Origin of the sequence: Streptomyces carpinensis, assembly GCF_002154505.1 — a bacterium.
Taxonomy (GTDB): domain Bacteria; phylum Actinomycetota; class Actinomycetes; order Streptomycetales; family Streptomycetaceae; genus Streptomyces; species Streptomyces carpinensis.
The window spans coordinates 1-5,381 of the sequence record NZ_MUBM01000466.1; the positions used below are offsets into that span (position 1 = coordinate 1).

The following is a 5,381-nucleotide window of genomic DNA, read 5'->3' on the forward strand; positions in this document are numbered from 1 at the left end:
GTTGTCGCCGAGGACCTTGGCCTGGCGCAGCGCGTGCTGGGCGTTCGGCGGGCACCAGGCGTTCTCGTTGCCCGCCTTGCGGCCGACGAGGTCCGGCACCTGGGCGTTGTCGCCGGCGGCCCAGATGTAGTCCGTGCCCTGCACCTGGAGCGTGGCCGCGGTGTCCACGTGGCCGCGCGGGCCGAGCGGGAGACCGAAGCGGGCGAGGGCCGGGTTCGGCTTGACGCCGGCCGTCCACACGATCGTGTTGGAGTCGACCTCGAGGCCGTTCTTGAGCACCACGTGGCCGTCGACGCAGGAGTCCATGGAGGTGGACAGGTAGATCTCGACGCCGCGGCTCTCCAGGTGCTCCTTGCCGTACTGGCCGAGCTTGGGGCCGACCTCGGGAAGGATCTTGTCGGCGGCGTCGACGAGGATGAAGCGCATGTCCTCGCGCGCGACGTTCTTGTAGTACTTGGCCGCGTCCCGGGCCATGTCCTCGACCTCACCGATGGTCTCGGCGCCGGCGAAGCCGCCGCCGATGAAGACGAAGGTGAGCGCCTTGCGGCGGATCTCCTCGTCCGTGGTGGAGTCGGCCTTGTCCAGCTGCTCGAGGACGTGGTTGCGCAGGCCGATGGACTCCTCGATGCCCTTCATGCCGATGCCCTGCTCGGCGAGGCCGGGGATCGGGAAGGTGCGGGAGACCGCGCCCATGGCGATGACCAGGTAGTCGAACGGCAGCTCGTACGCCTCGCCCACCAGCGGGGCGATCGTGGCGACCTTGCGGTCCTGGTCGATGGTGGTGACCCGGCCGGTGAGGACCTCCGCCTTCGGCAGCACGCGTCGCAGCGGGACGACGACGTGCCGAGGGGAGATGCTGCCGGCGGCGGCTTCGGGGAGGAAGGGCTGGTAGGTCATGTACGACCGGGGGTCGACGACCGTGACGGTCGCCTCTCCGTAGCGCATCTTCTTCAGAATGCGCCGAGCTGCGTACAGGCCTACGTACCCACCGCCTACTACGAGGATCCTGGGACGCTCCGTGGTGCTCATGGCATCGAGTATCCACCTGTCCCAGGGGGGTGGCTCGTGCGCCCCTTCACAAGCTCCTTCAGGGCCTGTGCTAAACTCCGCGACCCGCGTTACGGAAGTCATGGCTCCGGAAGGGGGTCGGCGCCCGGTAACGACCGTTGTCAAGGCCGCGTGAGCTGCCACTCCGAGCCCTCACGGGACCCGAAGCGAGGTCCCGTCCGGCCCTTGCGGAGTCCCGCGCCAAGACCCTCCCGATCGCGCCCAGGAGCCCGCGGAGCGCCCGAAGGGACCATCGGAGGCCCCCGGACGCGCCTCCCGGACCGAATTCCTTGTGAAGAACTTCACGAAGTTTCCCGACGAGACGTCACCCGACCGCCGACCGGCCGCGCTCATACGGCGTCGTTCCTGCTCAAGCGATGTTACCGAGCGGTAGCATACAGGGGACGCCGCCGACTCGCGCCACCCCTTTCGGCCCCGGCCCGCAGGGCGCCCCGCGGGCCGCCGCGCCTATGCCTCCCGTCGCACGGCCGCCGTCGCGGAACTCGCCGGTGCCGGGCACCCGCTCGCCGACCCCGGCACCGGAAGGCGGGGCACACGCCCTGATGTCTAGGCCACCGACCACGCGATGCCGTCGAGGATGTCGTGTTCGCTGACCACGACCTCCTCCGCGCCGATGCGCTCCATGATCGCCAGCAGGACCAGGGAGCCCGCGCCGATCACGTCGACGCGGCCGGGGTGCATGGACGGGATCGCCGCCCGCTCGGCGTGCGTGGAGCGCAGCAGCCGGTCGGTGATCTCGCGCACGCGGTCGTGGGGGACCCGGGAGTGGTGGATGCGCGCCGAGTCGTACTCGGGCAGGTCCTGCGCGATCGCCGACACGGTGGTCACCGATCCCGCCAGGCCCACCAGGGTGCGCGCCTCGCGCAGCGGGACCGTCTCCTCGGCGATGTCCAGCGCCGCGTCGATGTCGGCCCTTATCGCCGCGATCTGACCGTCGGTGGGCGGGTCGCTCACCACGCCGTCCCGGAGCAGGTGACGCTCGGTCATGCGGACGCAGCCCACGTCCACCGAGCGCGCCGCCCGCACGTGGTCGTCGCCCACGACGAACTCCGTGGAGCCGCCGCCGATGTCGACCACCAGGAAGGGCCTGGCCAGGTGGTCATGCTCCGTCAGTTCCTTCGTCGCACCCGTGAACGAGAACTCCGCCTCCTGGTCGCCGGTGATCACCTCGGGCTCGACGCCGAGGATGTCCACCACCCCGCGCACGAACTCGTCCCGGTTCTCCGCGTCCCGGGACGCGGAGGTGGCCACGAAACGCAGCCGCTCGGCGCCGTACTCCTTGATCACCTGCGCGTACTCACGGCAGGCCGCGAAGGTGCGCTCCAGCGCCTCGGGCGCGAGCCGGCCGGTGCGGTCGACGCCCTGACCGAGCCGCACGATCGTCATACGGCGCTCCAGGTCGACGAGTTCGCCCGTTTCCGGGTTCGCGTCCGCGACGAGCAGGCGGATGGAGTTCGTACCGCAGTCGATGGCGGCGACCCGGGTCACTTGGCGTCCTCCTCGGTCGTACCGGACTCGTTCGGCACCGTCACGCACGGGCCCTTGCGCCACCACTCGGGCAGCATCGCGATCGCCTCGTCGCCGAGCGGGTTCACGCCCGGCCCGGCCGCCAGCGAGTGGGCGACCAGGACGTGCAGGCACTTGACCCGGTCGGGCATGCCGCCGGCACTCGGGAAGCCGGTCAGCTCCTCGATCTCGTCCCGGCGCCGGATGTAGTCCTCGTGCGCGGCCCGGTACGCCGCCGCGAGCTCCGGGTCGGTCGCCAGCCGCTCCGTCATCTCCTTCATCACGCCGTCGGCCTCCAGGGTGCCGATCGCCGACGCGGCCCGCGGGCAGGTCAGGTAGTACAGCGTCGGGAAAGGCGTGCCGTCGGGCAGCCGGGGGGCCGTCTCCACGACGTCCGGCTGCCCGCAGGGGCAGCGGTGCGCGATGGCGCGCAGCCCGCGCGGCGGCCGCCCGAGCTGCTGCTTGAAGGCCTCGACGTCCGCGTCGGTGGGTTCGGTGCGCGGGGTGGTCGGCGGGGGTGTTTCCATGCCTGTGGGGAGATCTCTCTGTCGGTTCACTGGTGGCCGGCGTCGGACTTGTCGACCCCGTACCAGACGTTGGTGTACCAGGGGTGGCGGGCCGTCCCCTGGTCGGCGCGGGACTTCCTGGCCGTCCCCGGGTCGACCACGATGTAGCCGGTCTCCCCGGGCAGCACGTAGTGCAGCCGCTGCCGGATCTGCTGTTCGGCGTAGGCGTCGTCCTGCCAGCGCGCCTTCAGGTCGCGCAGCTGCTCGACCCGCTGCTGGGCCTGCCGCTTCTGCCGCTTGAGGTCGGCGATGTCGGCGCGCTGGGAGACGTACTGCCGCATCGGGTAGGCCAGGGCGACCACCAGGGAGCAGACCACGAGCGCGAGCAGCGCGGCACGGCCGGTGAGCCGGGAGCGGCGGGCCTGCCGTCTGGTCTGCGAGCGGTAGACGCGGGCCGCGGTCTGCTCGCCGAGCAGCCTGAGCCTGGTCGCGGTGGAGAACCGGTCCCGGCCGGTCACTGCGTCTCACCTCGTCTCACTGCGTCGGCCGCCTCCGGCCCTGGCCGGGGGTCCGGGGTTCGTTCCCCGGGACAGCGCAGCACGGCCATCGTCCCCGCCTCCCGTTCATGCCGTTCGTGCCCGTTCACACGTGCGTACGTCCCCGGACACGGTACGGGACCGGGTACGGGGACGTACGGACGACTGGCTAAGACTTGGGGCCTCTCGTCCGGAAGACCCCAGCCCGGTGGAGGTCAGCCCTTGGAGACCTCGACGTGGCCCCGGAAGCGCGGGAACGCGCTGCGGCCGGCGTACACGGCGGCGTCGTCGAGGATCTCCTCGATGCGCAGCAGCTGGTTGTACTTGGCGACGCGCTCGGAGCGGGCGGGGGCACCGGTCTTGATCTGGCCGCAGTTGGTGGCGACGGCCAGGTCGGCGATGGTGACGTCCTCGGTCTCGCCGGAGCGGTGGGACATCATGCACTTGAACCCGTTGCGCTGGGCCAGCTCGACGGCGTCCAGCGTCTCGGTCAGCGAACCGATCTGATTGACCTTCACCAGCAGGGCGTTGGCGGTGCCCTCCTCGATGCCGCGGGCCAGGCGCTCGGGGTTGGTGACGAACAGGTCGTCACCGACGAGCTGCACCTTGTCGCCGAGGCGGTCGGTGATGACCTTCCAGCCGGCCCAGTCGTCCTCGAACAGCGGGTCCTCGATGGAGACGAGCGGGTAGGCCGCGACGAGCTCCTCGTAGTACTCCGTCATCTCGGCGGCGGAGCGCTCCTTGCCCTCGAAGAGGTACTTGCCGTCCTTGTAGAACTCGGAGGCGGCGACGTCGAGCGCGAGGGCGATCTGCTCACCGGCGATGTAGCCGGCCTCCTTGATCGCCTCGAGGATCAGGTCGAGGGCGGCGCGGTTGGACTCGAGGTTCGGGGCGAAGCCGCCCTCGTCGCCCAGGCCGGTGGAAAGGCCCTTGCTCTTCAGGACCTTCTTCAGGGTGTGGTAGACCTCGGCACCCCAGCGCAGGGCCTCGGAGAAGGACTCCGCGCCGATCGGGGCGATCATGAACTCCTGGATGTCCACGTTGGAGTCGGCGTGCGAGCCGCCGTTCAGGATGTTCATCATCGGCACCGGCAGCAGGTGCGCGTTCGGGCCGCCCAGGTAGCGGAAGAGGGGGAGGTCGGAGGCCTCGGAGGCGGCGTGGGCGACGGCGAGTGAGACGCCGAGGATGGCGTTGGCGCCGAGCGAGCCCTTGTTGTCGGTGGCGTCCAGGTCGAACATGGCCTGGTCGATCAGGCGCTGCTCGGTGGCGTCGTAACCGACGAGCTCCGGGCCGATCTGCTCGATGACGGCGAGGACGGCCTTCTCGACACCCTTGCCCTGGTAGCGGTTGGGGTCCCCGTCGCGGAGCTCGATGGCCTCGAAGGCGCCGGTGGAGGCGCCGGACGGAACGGCGGCACGACCCGTGCTGCCGTCGTCGAGGCCGACCTCGACCTCGACCGTGGGGTTGCCTCGGGAGTCCAGGATTTCCCGGGCTACGACGACGTCGATGGACGGCACGAGCATCTCCTTCTTGGATGTGACGCTGGAAGTGCGGGGCTTGTGAGCCTTGCGACTAGAGCCTAACCGTCCCGGGCCTCCGGTCGGCCGACCGACCGTCCCGTGGACAGGGTGACGGTACACATTGTTCCACCCCGGAACAAAGGGGTGGGGAGGAGACGGGCGAAGAGGCCGGGAACGGCAGGTGAAGAAAAAGCCCCGCCCCGGCGCGTACGGGGGAACACGCACCGGGGCGGGGCTTTTTCTTC

General features: G+C 70.5%; 5 protein-coding genes. All 5 read right to left on the reverse strand.

The features are described 5' to 3' along the window. Window positions 1-1,029: NAD(P)/FAD-dependent oxidoreductase (locus BZY54_RS43500; RefSeq protein ID WP_086730883.1), on the reverse strand; the 1,029-nt coding region annotated here is incomplete at its 3' end. A gap of 585 nt (window positions 1,030-1,614) precedes the next feature. Beyond that, window positions 1,615-2,556 carry a Ppx/GppA phosphatase family protein gene (locus tag BZY54_RS43505; protein ID WP_086730879.1) on the reverse strand — a complete coding sequence of 314 codons (942 nt, stop codon included), beginning with the start codon at window positions 2,554-2,556 and terminating at the stop codon, window positions 1,615-1,617. Further along, a complete protein-coding gene (locus BZY54_RS43510) occupies window positions 2,553-3,101 on the reverse strand; it encodes a DUF501 domain-containing protein (RefSeq protein WP_086730880.1) in 549 nt (182 codons plus the stop codon). The genes BZY54_RS43505 and BZY54_RS43510 overlap by 4 nt, the downstream gene beginning before the upstream one ends. A gap of 26 nt (window positions 3,102-3,127) precedes the next feature. Continuing rightward, the gene (locus BZY54_RS43515) at window positions 3,128-3,598 is read right to left on the reverse strand and encodes an FtsB family cell division protein (RefSeq protein ID WP_086730881.1); all 471 of its coding nucleotides are present in this window, start codon (window positions 3,596-3,598) and stop codon (window positions 3,128-3,130) included. Between the two features lie 233 nt (window positions 3,599-3,831). Beyond that, window positions 3,832-5,139, reverse strand: coding sequence for a phosphopyruvate hydratase (eno, locus tag BZY54_RS43520; protein ID WP_086730882.1), 1,308 nt, complete (start codon window positions 5,137-5,139; stop codon window positions 3,832-3,834). Window positions 5,140-5,381: the final 242 nt, after the last annotated feature.

Excerpts from the sequence above, each read along its gene's own strand:
- eno (WP_086730882.1), bottom strand. The coding sequence starts at position 5,139 with ATGCTCGTGCCGTCCATCGACGTCGTCGTAGCCCGGGAAATCCTGGAC.
- BZY54_RS43510 (WP_086730880.1), bottom strand. The coding sequence starts at position 3,101 with ATGGAAACACCCCCGCCGACCACCCCGCGCACCGAACCCACCGACGCG.